The organism is Micrococcus sp. HOU01, assembly GCF_035609305.1.
GTDB lineage: Bacteria > Actinomycetota > Actinomycetes > Actinomycetales > Micrococcaceae > Micrococcus > Micrococcus luteus.
In genome coordinates this window covers 846,559-859,083 of record NZ_CP141211.1, presented here as the reverse complement: position 1 = coordinate 859,083, position 12,525 = coordinate 846,559, and the positions used below count along the sequence as shown (strand labels likewise).

General features: G+C 71.5%; 17 protein-coding genes. 3 read left to right on the top strand and 14 right to left on the bottom strand.

Translation table 11 applies throughout. From position 1 onward, the window contains the following. The first annotated feature begins 2 nt into the window (after nt 1-2). Together SOY78_RS04070 and mscL are read left to right on the top strand one after the other, a co-directional pair. On the top strand, nt 3-746 hold the full coding sequence (locus SOY78_RS04070; RefSeq protein ID WP_036383012.1) for a M15 family metallopeptidase: 744 nt from the start codon (nt 3-5) through the stop codon (nt 744-746). Between the two features lie 59 nt (nt 747-805). Then, nucleotides 806-1,228, top strand: coding sequence for a large conductance mechanosensitive channel protein MscL (mscL, locus tag SOY78_RS04065; protein WP_036383015.1), 423 nt, complete (start codon nt 806-808; stop codon nt 1,226-1,228). 94 nt (nt 1,229-1,322) lie between these two features. Here mscL and SOY78_RS04060 read toward each other — a convergent pair whose 3' ends face one another. Both SOY78_RS04060 and glmM read right to left on the bottom strand, forming a co-directional pair. Next, entirely contained in the window at nt 1,323-1,550 is a 228-nt protein-coding gene (locus tag SOY78_RS04060) for a hypothetical protein (RefSeq protein WP_036383017.1), read from the bottom strand. 8 nt (nt 1,551-1,558) lie between these two features. Further along, complete coding sequence (gene glmM, locus SOY78_RS04055; RefSeq protein ID WP_200867929.1) at nt 1,559-2,914, bottom strand: phosphoglucosamine mutase; 1,356 nt, start codon at nt 2,912-2,914, stop codon at nt 1,559-1,561. A 162-nt stretch (nt 2,915-3,076) separates the two neighbouring features. Between glmM and SOY78_RS04050 the strand changes: the two genes are divergently transcribed. Beyond that, nucleotides 3,077-3,877 carry a peptidoglycan recognition family protein gene (locus SOY78_RS04050; protein ID WP_087113897.1) on the top strand — a complete coding sequence of 267 codons (801 nt, stop codon included), beginning with the start codon at nt 3,077-3,079 and terminating at the stop codon, nt 3,875-3,877. 65 nt (nt 3,878-3,942) lie between these two features. On the opposite strand, the gene ppk2 is transcribed toward SOY78_RS04050, so the two are convergent. From ppk2 to SOY78_RS03990, 12 genes are all read right to left on the bottom strand, one after another. Then, a complete protein-coding gene (gene ppk2 / locus SOY78_RS04045) occupies nt 3,943-4,932 on the bottom strand; it encodes a polyphosphate kinase 2 (protein ID WP_270618396.1) in 990 nt (329 codons plus the stop codon). Nucleotides 4,933-5,132: 200 nt separating this feature from the next. Beyond that, on the bottom strand, nt 5,133-5,621 hold the full coding sequence (gene rpsI, locus SOY78_RS04040; RefSeq protein WP_036317791.1) for a 30S ribosomal protein S9: 489 nt from the start codon (nt 5,619-5,621) through the stop codon (nt 5,133-5,135). A gap of 41 nt (nt 5,622-5,662) precedes the next feature. Further along, complete coding sequence (gene rplM, locus SOY78_RS04035; RefSeq protein ID WP_002857519.1) at nt 5,663-6,106, bottom strand: 50S ribosomal protein L13; 444 nt, start codon at nt 6,104-6,106, stop codon at nt 5,663-5,665. A 277-nt stretch (nt 6,107-6,383) separates the two neighbouring features. Continuing rightward, nucleotides 6,384-7,277: a tRNA pseudouridine synthase A gene (locus tag SOY78_RS04030; protein WP_036381558.1), complete on the bottom strand. Its 894-nt coding sequence runs from the start codon at nt 7,275-7,277 to the stop codon at nt 6,384-6,386. A 113-nt stretch (nt 7,278-7,390) separates the two neighbouring features. Further along, on the bottom strand, nt 7,391-8,119 hold the full coding sequence (rplQ, locus tag SOY78_RS04025; protein WP_036381555.1) for a 50S ribosomal protein L17: 729 nt from the start codon (nt 8,117-8,119) through the stop codon (nt 7,391-7,393). Between the two features lie 75 nt (nt 8,120-8,194). Continuing rightward, nucleotides 8,195-9,193 carry a DNA-directed RNA polymerase subunit alpha gene (locus SOY78_RS04020; RefSeq protein WP_036381568.1) on the bottom strand — a complete coding sequence of 333 codons (999 nt, stop codon included), beginning with the start codon at nt 9,191-9,193 and terminating at the stop codon, nt 8,195-8,197. Nucleotides 9,194-9,325: 132 nt separating this feature from the next. Then, nucleotides 9,326-9,730 carry a 30S ribosomal protein S11 gene (gene rpsK, locus SOY78_RS04015; protein ID WP_002857513.1) on the bottom strand — a complete coding sequence of 135 codons (405 nt, stop codon included), beginning with the start codon at nt 9,728-9,730 and terminating at the stop codon, nt 9,326-9,328. A gap of 83 nt (nt 9,731-9,813) precedes the next feature. After that, nucleotides 9,814-10,182, bottom strand: a complete 369-nt coding sequence (rpsM, locus tag SOY78_RS04010; protein WP_017487821.1) for a 30S ribosomal protein S13 — start codon at nt 10,180-10,182, stop codon at nt 9,814-9,816. A 274-nt stretch (nt 10,183-10,456) separates the two neighbouring features. After that, the gene (gene rpmJ, locus SOY78_RS04005) at nt 10,457-10,570 is read right to left on the bottom strand and encodes a 50S ribosomal protein L36 (RefSeq protein ID WP_002857509.1); all 114 of its coding nucleotides are present in this window, start codon (nt 10,568-10,570) and stop codon (nt 10,457-10,459) included. A gap of 35 nt (nt 10,571-10,605) precedes the next feature. Then, nucleotides 10,606-10,827, bottom strand: coding sequence for a translation initiation factor IF-1 (gene infA / locus SOY78_RS04000; RefSeq protein WP_010080397.1), 222 nt, complete (start codon nt 10,825-10,827; stop codon nt 10,606-10,608). A gap of 204 nt (nt 10,828-11,031) precedes the next feature. Further along, a complete protein-coding gene (gene map, locus SOY78_RS03995; RefSeq protein WP_036381552.1) occupies nt 11,032-11,874 on the bottom strand; it encodes a type I methionyl aminopeptidase in 843 nt (280 codons plus the stop codon). 4 nt (nt 11,875-11,878) lie between these two features. Continuing rightward, complete coding sequence (locus SOY78_RS03990; RefSeq protein WP_036381548.1) at nt 11,879-12,496, bottom strand: adenylate kinase; 618 nt, start codon at nt 12,494-12,496, stop codon at nt 11,879-11,881. Nucleotides 12,497-12,525: the final 29 nt, after the last annotated feature.

Genomic DNA, 12,525 nt, shown 5'->3' with positions numbered 1-12,525 from the left:
CCATGCGTCGCACCCTCCCCCTCGCCGCGTTGGCCGCGCTCGCGCTGCTCGCGGCCGGCTGCGGCACGCCCGCCGCGGGCCCGTCCCCGGCGACGCCGGCTTCCGGCTCCTCGAGCGCGGCCGCGTCGTCCGGCGCCGCCTCGAGCACGGCGCCGTCGTCGGGCACGCACGCCGACCCGGCCGCCCTCGACGTCGTCGTGAACAAGACCCGCCCCGTGGCTCCGCCCGACTGGGCGCCCTCGGATCTGGTGGCCGTGACCGGCAGCGAGCTGCCCCTGCGGGCGGAGGCCGCGACGGCGGCCGGTGACCTGCTGGATGCGGCCGCGGCGGCGGACCACGACCTCACCACCCTGAGCGCCTACCGCTCGTACGACTACCAGGTCCGGACGTACGGCCACTGGGTCGACGAGCTGGGCCGTGCCGAGGCCGACCGCGTCTCGGCGCGTCCGGGGTACTCCGAGCACCAGACCGGCCTGGCGTGGGACGTGGGCGACGCCGCGACCCCCGCGTGTGACCTGGAGGCGTGCTTCGGCGACACCGCCGCGGGCCGCTGGGTGGCCGCGCACGCCGCCGAGTACGGGTTCGTCATCCGCTATCCCGCCGGGGCCGAGGACGTGACGGGCTTCGGCCACGAGCCCTGGCACCTGCGCTACGTCGGGTCCGCGGAGGCGGCCCGGGTCGAGGCGGCCGGCGGCGTCCTCGAGACCGCGTGGGGTCTGCCTCCGGCGCCCGACTACGCGGCCTGAGACGCACGATTCGCTCGACCCTGTACCGCGCCGCCTCCATCACACGTAGGATTCTCCCCATGCTTCAGGGATTCAAAGACTTCATCATGAAGGGCAACGTCCTCGACCTTGCCGTCGCCGTCATCATCGGCGCCGCCTTCAGCAAGATCGTGAACGCGCTCGTCGAGGCGGTCCTCATGCCGCTCATCGCCGCCGCCGTGGGCTCGCCGAACTTCGACTCGTTCGCCGTGCTGACGGTCAACGGCAACGACGTGAAGTTCGGCGTGCTGCTCACCGCCATCGTCAACTTCCTGCTCATCGCCGCGGCCGTGTACTTCGCCATCGTGATGCCGATGAACAAGATGATCGAGGCCCGCAACCGCCGCCTCGGCATCGACCCCGCCGAGGAGGAGGTGCCGGCCGACGTCGCCGTGCTCACCGAGATCCGCGACCTGCTCGCCGAGCGCCGCGGCGGCCCCACCTCCGGGACCACCGCCCTCTGATCTCCCCCTGTCCGACGCCGAAGGGCCCGGGACAACTCACGCGAGTCGCCCCGGGCCCTTCCTCCATGCCCTTGGCCGCGCGGGGGCCGTGCCCTCATGGACGCGACATCGTCCGGTCCACGCTGGACCCGGCGTCCGGGGCGACCTCCGAGTCCTGCCGGTCCGGATCCAGGCACGGCAACCACTCCACGGGGGCGCTCTGCCGCGCGCACACGGGCGCGTCCACGGCGAGGAACGCGGCCGACCACAGGACCGCCAGCCCCGCGAGCAGCCCCGCGAACAGGGTCCAGCGGCGGGACCGGGGGGCCGCGTCCGACGTCATCGGTCCGGTCAGTCGTGCAGGCGCAGCTCGCGCTGCACGACGTCGGCCAGCACCTGGGCCTCCCGGCCGGCGGTCTCCTCGTCCGGGGCCTCGACCATGACGCGCACGACCGGCTCCGTGCCCGACGGGCGCAGCAGCACGCGGCCGGTCTCGCCGAGGCGGGCCTCCGCCTCGGCCACCGCCGCCTGGACGGCCACGTCCTCGGCGGCGCGGGACTTGTCCACGCCACGCACGTTCACGAGGACCTGGGGCAGCCGGTCCATCACCGCGGCCAGCTCGGAGAGCGGGGTGCCGGTCTCGGCGACGCGGGAGGCGAGCTGCAGGCCGGTGAGGACCCCATCGCCGGTGGTGGCGTAGTCCGAGAAGATCACATGGCCGGACTGCTCGCCGCCGAGCGAGTAGTCGCCGAGCTTCATGCCGGCCAGGACGTAGCGGTCGCCCACCTGGGTCTCGACGAGCTGGACGCCCTCCCGGCCCATGGCCAGCTTCAGGCCCAGGTTGGACATGACGGTCACGACCAGGGTGTCGTCGCGCAGGACGCCGCGGTCCTTGAGGGCCACGGCCATGACGCCCATGATCTGGTCGCCGTCGACGACCTCGCCGCGCTCGTCCACGGCGAGGCACCGGTCGGCGTCGCCGTCGTGCGCGATGCCGAGGTCCGCGCCGTGCTCGCGCACGGCCGCCTGGAGCTTCTCGAGGTGGGTGGAGCCGTAGCCGTCGTTGATGTTGAGCCCGTCCGGGGACGCGCCGATCACGACGACCTCCGCGCCGGCGGCGCGGAACGCCTCGGGCGAGCAGCCGGCGGCCGCACCGTGGGCGCAGTCCAGGACGACCTTGAGCCCGTCCAGCCGGTGCGGGAGGGTCTGCAGGAGGTGGAGGACGTAGCGGTCCTCGGCGTCCGCGAAGACGCGCACGCGGCCCACGTCCGCGCCCTGGGGCCGCCGCGGCGTCACGCCCTCGAGGTGACGGATGATCTCGTCCTCCTGCGCGTCGGTCAGCTTCTCGCCGCCGCGCGCGAGGAACTTGATGCCGTTGTCCGGGGCCGGGTTGTGGGAGGCGGAGATCATCACGCCGAAGTCGGCGTCCAGGTCCCCCACGAGATAGGCGGCGGCGGGGGTCGGCAGCACGCCTGCATCCCACACGTCCACGCCGGAGGACGCCAGGCCCGCCTGCACGGCGGCCGCGATGAACTCGCCGCTGATGCGCGGGTCCCGGGCCACGACGGCGACCGGGCGTCGGCCGGCGTCGAAGGCCTCCGCGCCGAGGACGGGCGAGGCGGCCTGGGCCAGCTGGACGGACAACTCCACGGTGAGGGTCTCGTTGGCCAGGCCACGGACGCCATCGGTTCCGAACAATCTCGACATGATCAGTCAGTGTAGGGGCCGCCCCTGCGGCCTGCATCACGGGAGGGTCACGAAACGGGCCCGGGGGCGGTAGCATCGGACCGGTCGAGCCCCCGCGGCCGCGCGCCCGTCCGCTCACATCCGCCCGGGAGGCCCCGCCCCGAACCCGAAGGACCTCGATCCATGCCCGACGTGACCCCGCCCCCGCCCTCCCGTCCCTGGACGCGCCGCAGCGTGCTGGGCGGCACGGGCCTGGCGATCGCCGCCGGCGTGGCCGGCTGCGGGCGTGATGAGCAGGCCGAGCAGAGCTCGGAGGGCGACGAGCAGGCCACCCGCCTGCCCGCCCCGGACATCATCACCACCGCGCAGTGGGGCGCCATGCAGCCCAACTACTACCTGCAGACCCTGAACGAGCGCCCCTCCTACCTGGTGATCCACCACACCACCACGCCGAACGTCACGGACGGCTCCCGGGAGGCGGCGGAGAGCATCGCGCAGGTGGTCCAGAACGCACACATGGGCTCCGCGAACGACTGGGGCGACACCGGGCAGCACTTCACCGTCTCCCGCGGCGGCTTCGCGATGGAGGGCCGCCACGGCTCCCGGCACGCGCTCGAGGGCGGACAGACGTTCATGCTCGGCGTCCACGCGCTCGGGTTCAACGCGTATGCGCTCGGCATCGAGTGCGAGGGGCTGTACATGCTGAACCCGCCGCCGCAGAGCCTCTACGCCGGCCTGGTGCCGCTCGTCGCCTACATCTGCCAGCAGTACGAGCTGCCGCCGTCCCGCATCATCGGCCACCGCGACGTCACCGCCACCAGCTGCTGCGGCGACGCGTTCTACGCCAAGCTGCCGATCCTGCGCGAGGACGTCCGCCTCTCCCTGGCCTCGGGCGAGTACCACGTCTCGGAGGGCTTCGGGGCGGACAACCTCTTCGACGACGCACACGTCACCCCGGAGTACGTGGAGGAGGAGCGCGGCTGAACCCGCCCCCGCACACGACGGCGCCCCTCACCGGACGGTGAGGGGCGCCGTCGTGTGCGGCCCGGTCAGCGCACGCGCGGGAACGAGCCGCGGGAGACCTCGCCGTACTCGGCCAGCTCGTTGGCCGGGCCGCAGATCTGCGGGTCGGGGCGATGGACGATGCGCTCGTCCTTGTCCGGGTAGGGCAGCGTGTGCAACACGTGGCGGATGGCCTCGAGGCGGGCGCGCTTCTTGTCGTTCGACTTCACGACGGTCCACGGGGCGTCGGCCGTGTGCGTGTAGAAGAACATGGCCTCCTTCGCGTTCGTGTAGTCGTCCCACTTGTCCAGGGAGGCCAGGTCGGTGGGCGAGAGCTTCCAGCGACGCACCGGGTCGGTCTCCCGCGCCGCGAAGCGGTTGAGCTGCTCACGCTGGGACACGGAGAACCAGAACTTGATGATGTGCACGCCGGAGTTGACGAGCATGCGCTCCAGCTCAGGGGTCTCGCGCATGAACTCGAGGTACTGCTGCGCCGTGCAGTAGCCCATGACGCGCTCGACGCCGGCCCGGTTGTACCAGGAGCGGTCGAACATCACGATCTCACCGCCGGAGGGCAGGTGCCGGATGTAGCGCTGGAAGTACCACTGCGAGGCCTCCTCCTCCGTGGGCTTCTCCAGGGCCACGGTCCGGGCGCCACGGGGGTTGAGATGCTCGTTGAAGCGCTTGATGGCGCCGCCCTTGCCGGCGGCGTCCCGGCCCTCGAAGATGATCAGGACCTTCTGGCCGGTCTCCTTGACCCAGAGCTGCATCTTCAGCAGCTCGATCTGCAGCTCGCGCTTGCGTCGCTCGTAGCTCTTGCGGCTGAGCTTGGTCTTGTACGGGTAGCCCTCACGCCAGGCCTGCGGGTCCGGGGTGGGGGTCTTCTTCTCCCCGCCGAGCTTGCGGCCGAGCTCCCGGATCTCGTCCACCTCGGCGGCGTAGTCGCGGGTCACGGCGAAGGGGGCCTGCGCGGCGTGCTCCGTGCCGTGCTCGCCATGGGTGCGGGGGTCGGGCGTAGGACTCGTGTTCTCGGCCACGGCGGCTCCTGAGGATGTCATCGACCGGACCGCACACCGGACGGGCGAGCGGCCCGTCATGGCGTCGTCGCCATGCGTCTTCATATTACCTCTGGGTCAGGTGCCGCCGGCCCACGGAGACGGCGGACGCCCCGCCCCGCTCGTGAGGAGCGGGACGGGGCGTCGGCGGGGGCACGGTGGGGACACCGTGCGGCGCAGGATCAGCGCTTCGAGAACTGCGAGGCCTTGCGGGCCTTCTTGAGGCCGGCCTTCTTGCGCTCGATGACGCGGGCGTCGCGGGTCAGGAAGCCGGCCTTCTTGAGCGCCGGGCGGTTGTGCTCGCGGTCGATCTCGTTGAGGGCGCGGGAGATGCCCAGGCGCAGCGCACCGGCCTGGCCGGAGGGGCCGCCGCCGTGGATGCGGGCGATCACGTCGTAGGCGCCGGTCAGCTCCAGCAGCGTGAAGGGGTCGGAGACCTCCTGCTGGTGCAGCTTGTTCGGAAAGTAGTTCTCCAGGGCGCGACCGTTGATGGTCCACTGGCCGGAGCCGGGGACGAGGCGCACGCGGGCCACGGCCTCCTTGCGGCGGCCGACGGCGGAGCCGGGCACGGTCAGGGCCGGGCGCTCGGAGGCGACGGGGGCCTCGGCGGCGGCGGTGGACTCAGAGGTGTAGCTCGTCAGCTCCACGTCGTCGTTCTCGTTGATGCTCATGGTTCTCCTCAGGGAAGGTCTGCGTCAGTGGCCCGCCGGGGTCACTGGGCGACCTGGCCGATCTCGAAGGTCTGGGGCTGCTGGGCGGTGTGCGGGTGCTCGGCGCCCTTGTACACCTTCAGCTTGGAGAGCTGCTGGGCGGCCAGCGAGTTCTTCGGGAGCATGCCCTTGACGGCCTTCTCCACGGCGCGGACCGGGTTGGTCTCGAGCAGCTCGGCGTAGGACTGCGACTTCAGGCCGCCCGGGTAGCCCGAGTGGCGGTAGGCGCGCTTCTTCTCGAGCTTGGCGCCGGTGAGGGCGACCTTCTCGGCGTTCACGATGATGACGTAGTCGCCCATGTCCATGTGGGGGGCGAACGTCGGCTTGTGCTTGCCGCGCAGGAGGGTGGCGGTGTGGGAGGCCAGGCGGCCGAGGACGACGTCGGTGGCATCGATGATGTGCCACTGACGGTCGGCGTCGCCAGGCTTGGGAGAGTACGTACGCACGTTGTCTGCCTTCAGGGTCGGTGGTGGTCCACAGCACCTGCCCGCCGGGTCGTGATTCCGGCGCGCTCGCGCTGTCAGTTCTCCGTGCGCGCCGGTCCCCCAGGTGAGGGCTGGAAGGCGTCCGGGCCCGATGCCCCGGGGGTGCGGCGCGAGCTGAAGGCCATGCAACTGAGCCACTCGCGGCACGACGCATCCGGGTGCGGGCATGCGCAACGTCCACCCATCCTACCGAACGCGGGCCCCGGAGCCAAAAGCCGCCACCGCGGGCCACCCCGGCTCACAGGGTCCGCTTCGCCCGGGTGCCCTCGGCGCGCCGGCGCAGCTCCTCCGCCTCGTCGGGATAGCCGACGGCGAGCAGTGTCAGCCCCCCGGGCGGGGCGAGGCGCACCTCGGAGTCGCGGGCCGGCCTCGCCACCCGGTGAGCGAGCCAGCCGGGCTCGCGTGCCCCCTCCCCCACCTGGAGCAGCGCCCCGACGATCGCCCGGACCATGTTGTGGCAGAACGCGTCGGCCCGGATCCGGACGCGCACGATGCCGTCCTCATCGCGTCGCACCTCCAGGTGCTGGACCTCGCGGATGGTTGTGGCGCCCGCGCGGGGCCGGCAGAAGGACAGGAAGTCGTGCAGTCCGAGGACGACGTCGGCCTCCAGCGCCATGAGGCGATCGTCCAGGGCGGCGCCGTGCCAGTGGGTGAAGCCCCGCGTGCGCGGATCACGCGCGGCGGGTGCGTCGTCGATCCGGTACTCGTACTCGCGCCACAGCGCGCTGAACCGCGCGTCGAAGCCCGCGGGGGCCCGCCGCGCCCCGTGCACGACGACGGCCCCGCCCCACCCGGAGAGCACCCCGCCGAGGCGTCGGGTGAGGGAGGTGGCCGGCTCCAGGCCGGGCCGGCCGCGGGTCAGGCCCGCCCACTCCGCCTCGGCCAGGTCGAGGTGGACGACCTGGCCGCGCGCGTGCACCCCCGCGTCGGTGCGGCCGGCGACCACCGTGCGCACGGGCCGGCGCAGGATCCGCTCGAGCCCGTCCTCCAGCGCACCCTGGACCGAGTCGAGACCGGGCTGGCGGGCCCAGCCGTGGAAGGCGCCGCCGTCGTACGCCAGGTCCAGTCGGACGCGCACGGACGCGGGTTCCCCGGGCGCCGGCGGGGCGTCCGGGCGGTGCTGCTCGCTCATACTGCTCCTCTAGGCGGGGCGGGGCGGGAGACGGCGAAGGGCCGCCCACCGAGTGGTGGACGGCCCTCGCCGATGCGTCGTCACGGGGACGGACGCGGACTCACGCGATGGCGTCAGGCCATCTTCTGGGCGGCCTCGCCACCGGCGGGCTCGAAGCCCGCGGCCTTGGCCTCCTCGACGGTGGAGAACCAGACCTCGGCGGTGGTCTGGTCGTACCAGCGCGAGCCGGGGACGTGGTACTTCTTCGAGCTGGCGTTGCCCTTGATGGTGGCCTCGGCCGGAGCCGAGCCGTCCTCGTTGGTGGGCACGGCGCCGTCGATCTCGGCGGCGGTCTCCTGCGACTCGGCCACGGTGACCTCCTCGGTGGCGGCCGGGTCGACGGCCTCCACCGGGGTGGACTCCGCCGGGGCGGCCGGCGCGGACGCGGCGGCCTGCTCGGCCTCACGCACCACGGCCTGCTTGCCGGAGATCGGGTCCATGATCAGCTCGATCACGGCCATGGGAGCGTTGTCGCCATGGCGGTTGCCGATCTTGGTGATGCGGGTGTAGCCGCCGTTGCGCTCGGCCATCGCCGGGCCGATCACGGTGAACAGCTCGTGCACGACCGCCTTGTTGGTGCGGTTCTTGGCGGCGATGAGACCCTGCACCTTGCGGCGGGCCGGCAGATCGCCCTTCTTGGCGAAGGTGATCAGGCGCTCGGCGTACGGGCGCAGGCGCTTGGCGCGGGTGAGCGTCGTGGTGATCGACTTGTGCTCGAACAGCTGGGCGGACATGTTCGCCAGCATGATGCGCTCGTGGGCCGGGCTGCCGCCCAGACGCGGACCCTTGGTGGGGGTAGGCATGGTGTTTCTCCTCGGGTGGGACCCTTCAGCCGGCTGCGGCGTCGGGTCGAAGATGTCAGGTGGTGCGGGATCGGCTCAGAAGTCCGAGAACGGGTCGTCGTCCATCTGGCGCGCGTGCGCCTGCGGGTCATAGCCGGCCGGCGAGTCCTTGAGGGACAGGCCCAGCTCCTGGAGCTTCTCCTTGACCTCGTCGATGGACTTCGCGCCGAAGTTGCGGATGTCCATCAGGTCGGCCTCGGAACGGCCCACGAGCTCGCCCACGGTGTGGATGCCCTCGCGCTTGAGGCAGTTGTACGAGCGCACGGTGAGCTCGAGCTCCTCGATCGGCTGGGCCAGGTCGGCGGAGCCCTCGACGACCTCGGGCTCGTCGCCCAGGTCGATGCCCTCGGCCTCGACGTTGAGCGAGCGGGCCAGGCCGAACAGCTCGACCAGGGTGGAGCCGGCAGAGGCCACCGCGTCACGCGGCAGCATGTTCTCCTTGGTCTCCACGTCCAGGAGCAGACGGTCGAAGTCGGTGCGCTGCTCCACACGGGTGGCCTCGACCTTGAAGGTCACCTTGAGGACCGGGGAGTAGATGGAGTCGACCGGGATGCGGCCGATCTCCGCATCCGCGGACTTGTTCTGGGCGGCGGTCACGTAGCCGCGACCGCGCTCGATGGTCAGCTCCATGTCGAACTTGCCCTTCGCGTTCAGGGTCGCGATGTGCAGGTCCGGGTTGTGGATCTCGACGCCGGCCGGCGCGGTGATGTCCGCGGCGGTGACGACGCCGGCCCCCTGCTTGCGCAGGTAGGCCACCACGGGCTCGTCGTTCTCCGAGGAGACGGAGAGCTTCTTGATGTTGAGGATGATCTCGGTGACATCCTCCTTGACTCCGTTGACGGTGCTGAACTCGTGCAGCACGCCGTCCACGCGGATGCTGGTCACGGCAGCACCGGGGATCGACGAGAGCAGAGTGCGGCGCAGGGAGTTGCCGAGGGTGTAGCCGAAGCCGGGCTCCAGGGGCTCGATGACGAACCGGGAACGACGGTCGGAGACGACCTCTTCGGTCAGCGTGGGGCGCTGTGCAATGAGCACGGACATTTCCTTTCGGCGAGCGTCCGCCATATGACGCACGCGGTGGGTGGAAACGAGGACGGGGTGGGGGCAGGTCCGCAGACCTGTCCGCGTCCGCCCCGGGCGGGGGCGGACGCGGACACAGCGCTCAGGTCAGACGCGGCGGCGCTTCGCCGGGCGAGCGCCGTTGTGGGCCATGGGGGTGACGTCCTGGATGGACCCCACCTCGAGGCCGGCGGCCTGCAGGGAGCGGATGGCGGTCTCGCGGCCCGAGCCCGGACCCTTCACGAAGACGTCCACCTTCTTCATGCCGTGCTCCTGCGCACGCTTGGCGGCCTGCTCGGCGGCCATCTGCGCGGCGTACGGGGTCGACTTGCGCGACCCCTTGAAGCCGACCTCGCCGGACGAGGCCCAGGAGATGACGGCACCCGTGGTGTCCGTGATGGACACGATGGTGTTGTTGAACGTGCTCTTGATGTGGGCCTGGCCCACGGTGATGTTCTTGTTGGCCTTGCGACGCGGCTTGCGGGCAGCCGATGCGCGAGTCTTGGGGGGCATGTGATTCTCCTCCGGGAAAGCTGCTGGTGCTGATGCTGCGGGCGGGGCGTCCGGACGTGGACGCGGTCACCGCCGGTGCAGGATCACTTCTTCTTGCCGGCGACCGTCTTCTTGGGGCCCTTGCGGGTACGGGCGTTGGTCTTCGTGCGCTGGCCGCGCACCGGCAGGCCGCGGCGGTGGCGCAGGCCCTCGTAGGAGCCGATCTCCACCTTGCGACGGATGTCGGCGGCCACCTCGCGGCGGAGGTCGCCCTCCACCTTGTAGCTGCCCTCGATGTGGTCGCGCAGCTGCACCAGCTGCTCGTCGGAGAGGTCCTTCACGCGGATGTTCGGGTCGATGCCCGTGGCCGCGAGGGTCTCCTCAGCGCGGGTCTTGCCCACACCGTAGATGTACGTGAGTGCGATGATCACGCGCTTCTCGCGCGGAATGTCAACGCCTGCAAGACGAGCCATGTGGCCGTCCTCCTGTTCTTCTGCAGCAGGGGTCTGCACCAGGGACGTCCCGCACGACGCGGCACTGGGCCTCGCGGACCCGTCGTCGCGGCGCCGGGGAAGATCCGGCGTGCTCCGCGGCGGGCGTCCGCCGTCGTCGGTCTCCGGCCCCTGCGGCCGGAGGTGGGGGCCCTCCCCTCACGGGGTGGACCGCTGTCCCTGCTGTTCGGCCCGATGGCCGGTGGGTGGTGTGGTCAACGCGACGGCGTCGCTCCCCGGGCTCCCGGGGAGGCGATCAGCCCTGGCGCTGCTTGTGGCGCGGGTTCGAGCAGATCACCAGCACGCGGCCCTTACGGCGCACGACCTGGCACTTGTCACAAATCCGCTTCACGCTCGGCTGAACCTTCACGGCTCTTCCTCCTGCGCTCGCTTGGACGGGGGTTCTTACTTGTATCGGTACACGATCCGACCCCGGTTGAGGTCGTACGGGCTAAGCTCCACCACGACGCGATCCTCGGGGAGGATGCGGATGTAGTGCTGACGCATCTTTCCGGAGATCGTGGCGAGCACGACGTGCTCGTTCTGCAGACGGACCCGGAACATCGCGTTCGGCAATGCCTCCGACACCGTGCCCTCGACCTCGATGACACCTTCCTTCTTAGCCATGTCCTCCACAATCGTCATGCCCCGGGCACGGCCGCGGAGGGCCGGGTGACGGGGCGGGAACGGGTCTGCCCGCGGGCGCACACGAGTGCGCGCACACGAACAACGTTCGATGATACCGCATTTTCGAGCTGCGAACCAGCACAGACGAGGACGGCCGCCCGGTCCGCCGGACGGGCGGGACGGACGGCCGACAGCTCGGGCCGCTCACTCCCCCGGCGGGACCGGGACCACGCCGAACCGGGCGAGCTCGGAGGCGCCGCCGTCGGGCGCGGTGAGCACCCACACACCGCCGTCGTGCCGGCAGACCGAGTGCTCCCACTGGCTGGCGCGGGCGCCGTCGAGGGTCACCACGGTCCAGTCGTCCGCGAGCACCTTCGTGTCGATGGAGCCACGCACCAGCATCGGCTCGATGGCGAGCGCCAGACCGGGGCGGATCTTGGGGCCCCGGTGGCCGGTGCGGTAGTTGAACACGTCCGGGGGCAGGTGCATGGCCGAGCCGATGCCGTGCCCCACGTACTCCTCGAGGATGCCGAGCTCCTCGCCCGGCTGCGCGGAGACGAAGTCGTCGATGGCGTCCCCGATGTCCCCGACGTGGGTGGCGGAGGCGAAGGCCGCGATGCCGACCCAGAGTGCCTCCCGCGTGATCGCCGAGAGGCGCTCGTCGGCCGGGTCCGCGGTGCCGGCCGCGGAGGAGCCCAGGATCACCGTGCGGGCCGAGTCGGCGTGCCAGCCGTCCACGATCGCGCCCCCGTCGACCTTCAGCACGTCGCCGGTCTGCAGGACCCGGTCCCCGGGGATGCCGTGCACGACCTCGTCGTTGACCGAGGTGCAGATCGAGGCCGGGAAGTCGTAGTAGCCCAGGAAGTTGGACGTGGCACCGCGCTCGGCCAGCACGCCCGCGAACACGGCGTCCAGCTCCGCGGTGGTGACGCCCGGCGCGGCCGCGGCCAGCGTGGCGTCCAACGCCTCGGACAGGACCACCCCCGCGCGCTGCATGGCCTGCAGCTGGGGGGCGGTCTTGAGCTCGAGCGAGCGGCGGCCGATCACGGGGTCAGGACTCCGCGCCCGGCTGGATCACGGGCAGGGAGCCCGTGGCTGCGCGCACGGAGTACACGGCCTGCAGCAGGCGCTCGGTGACGTCGTCGATCTGCCCGGTGCCGTCCACGCGGGCGACGATGCCGCGCTCCACGTACTCCTGGATGACGGACTCGGTCTCGCGGTGGTACAGGTCCAGGCGGTGCTCGATGACCTCCTGGGTGTCGTCCGCGCGGCCCTCGATCTCGGCACGCTTGAGCAGACGCTCCACGAGCTCCTCGTCGGGCACCTCCAGCTCGACGACGGCGGACAGCGACTGGCCGGACTCGGCGAGCATGGCGTCCAGCGCCTCGACCTGGCCCTTCGTGCGCGGGTAGCCGTCCAGCAGGAAGCCGTGCTCCGCGTCGGCCTGGGCGATGCGGTCCGCGACCATGCGGTTCGTGACCTCATCGGGGACGAAGTCGCCGTTGTCGATGTACTTCTTGGCCTCGACGCCGAGCGGCGTCATCGACTTCACGTTGTGGCGGAAGATGTCACCGGTGGAGATCGGGACGATCCCCATCTTGTCGGCGATCCGGGTGGCCTGGGTGCCCTTGCCGGAACCGGGAGGGCCCATGAGCAGCATGCGGGTCATCGTGTGTTCCTCACTGTCGATACGGACGG

Excerpts from the sequence above, each read along its gene's own strand:
- SOY78_RS04070 (WP_036383012.1), top strand. The coding sequence starts at position 3 with ATGCGTCGCACCCTCCCCCTCGCCGCGTTGGCCGCGCTCGCGCTGCTC.
- mscL (WP_036383015.1), top strand. The coding sequence starts at position 806 with ATGCTTCAGGGATTCAAAGACTTCATCATGAAGGGCAACGTCCTCGAC.
- SOY78_RS04060 (WP_036383017.1), bottom strand. The coding sequence starts at position 1,550 with ATGACGTCGGACGCGGCCCCCCGGTCCCGCCGCTGGACCCTGTTCGCG.
- glmM (WP_200867929.1), bottom strand. The coding sequence starts at position 2,914 with ATGTCGAGATTGTTCGGAACCGATGGCGTCCGTGGCCTGGCCAACGAG.
- SOY78_RS04050 (WP_087113897.1), top strand. The coding sequence starts at position 3,077 with ATGCCCGACGTGACCCCGCCCCCGCCCTCCCGTCCCTGGACGCGCCGC.
- rpsI (WP_036317791.1), bottom strand. The coding sequence starts at position 5,621 with ATGAGCATCAACGAGAACGACGACGTGGAGCTGACGAGCTACACCTCT.
- SOY78_RS04030 (WP_036381558.1), bottom strand. The coding sequence starts at position 7,277 with ATGAGCGAGCAGCACCGCCCGGACGCCCCGCCGGCGCCCGGGGAACCC.
- rplQ (WP_036381555.1), bottom strand. The coding sequence starts at position 8,119 with ATGCCTACCCCCACCAAGGGTCCGCGTCTGGGCGGCAGCCCGGCCCAC.
- rpsK (WP_002857513.1), bottom strand. The coding sequence starts at position 9,730 with ATGCCCCCCAAGACTCGCGCATCGGCTGCCCGCAAGCCGCGTCGCAAG.
- rpsM (WP_017487821.1), bottom strand. The coding sequence starts at position 10,182 with ATGGCTCGTCTTGCAGGCGTTGACATTCCGCGCGAGAAGCGCGTGATC.
- infA (WP_010080397.1), bottom strand. The coding sequence starts at position 10,827 with ATGGCTAAGAAGGAAGGTGTCATCGAGGTCGAGGGCACGGTGTCGGAG.
- SOY78_RS03990 (WP_036381548.1), bottom strand. The coding sequence starts at position 12,496 with ATGACCCGCATGCTGCTCATGGGCCCTCCCGGTTCCGGCAAGGGCACC.